Raw genomic sequence first — 1,298 nt, forward strand, 5'->3', positions numbered from 1 at the left:
TTGAATGAACTCCTTCCCTGGTCAGATAATCCTTTCAGTTAAAAATCCCCCATTTTTAGTGTTGGTTGGTAAAGCAAGGTGAGATGACCGGATGCTTACGGCTTTTCTTGTGGCGGGGGTCTTCCAGACTGCCTTTTCAAGGTCAAGTTCTTCCCAACGGGCAAATCTCAATTCACTGGAACGGGCGAACGTTAATAAAGTCAGCTCGACTGCGATACGGGTGATTAAGCGTCCACGATAGCGAGAAAGTCGGCTCAAAAATTCAGGTAAACGTTCATGAGGTAGGGCGGGATGATGTTTGGATTTAACAGTGGAAAGTGCGCCAGCCATATCATTAGCCGGGTTGGAATCAAGAATATCGTTCTGGACAGCATAACGCATGATGGAAGTTACGCGCTGTTGCAGTCGCTGGGCAATGTCATGTTTTCCATCAGCATCAACGATTTTTATTGGGGCTAAAAGCTGGCTTGTCCGTAAAGTGGAAATATCAAGCCTGCCAATATGAGGAAAAATATAATGTTCGAGGCTGCGTAGAATGCGGTTACCGTGATCTTCGCTCCAGCGTTTGTTGCTTGCGTGCCAGTCACGGGCGACTTTTTCAAAGGTATGTTTTCCTTTTGCTCCGACATGTGCCTCTTTTTTCTCGGCTTTGGGATCAATACCTTGAGCAATCAGCTTCTTGGCTTCATCTCGTTTGGCTCGTGCCTCGGCTAAAGAGATAACCGGATAGACACCGAAAGCCAGTCGGTCTTCTTTTTTATCGGTGGGGCGGTAGTACTTCATGCGCCAGTATTTCGAGCCGCGTGTCGTAACTTCTAAATAGAGACCACCACCATCGGCGAGTTTGTAGGTTTTTTCTTTGGGTTTTGCTGTTTCGATTTGTCGTGCGTTTAGTTTCATTATTGGGGGCACATTTAAAATAGAAGTGTAGGTGCCCCTGATTATGCCCCGCCAAGCATGTTGATTGCAATAGACTGGAGTAGACGCAAAAAGAAAAGATCTGATTGATTTATCAGGTCTTTCTAGGAGTTAGTTTACCAGTGTAGACGTTAGTAAACTTATGTTTGGTGCCCAAGGCAGGACTTGAACCCGCACAGCCTTACAGCCGAGGGATTTTAAAAATTTCATAGGATGTTTTAAAATCAATAACTTATTGAAAAACATCATGTTAATTTTTACAAATATAGATTTATATAAATTAACGCGATGCTCGACTTTAACATCCTATAACGTTAGCTTGTTGAAGCCAGTCGCGTTGACTTTTACCTTGTTTAAAATTGGCAAAAATACCCAACGTG

At 43.7% G+C, this 1,298-nt stretch carries 1 pseudogene; it reads right to left on the reverse strand.

Annotation, left to right across the window (positions count from 1 at the left end):
• Positions 1-96 precede the first annotated feature (96 nt).
• Positions 97-900, reverse strand: a pseudogene (locus Xbed_RS18645) (tyrosine-type recombinase/integrase); the annotation flags it as partial.
• Positions 901-1,298: the final 398 nt, after the last annotated feature.

It is taken from the genome of Xenorhabdus beddingii (assembly GCF_002127545.1).
Lineage (GTDB): Bacteria > Pseudomonadota > Gammaproteobacteria > Enterobacterales > Enterobacteriaceae > Xenorhabdus > Xenorhabdus beddingii.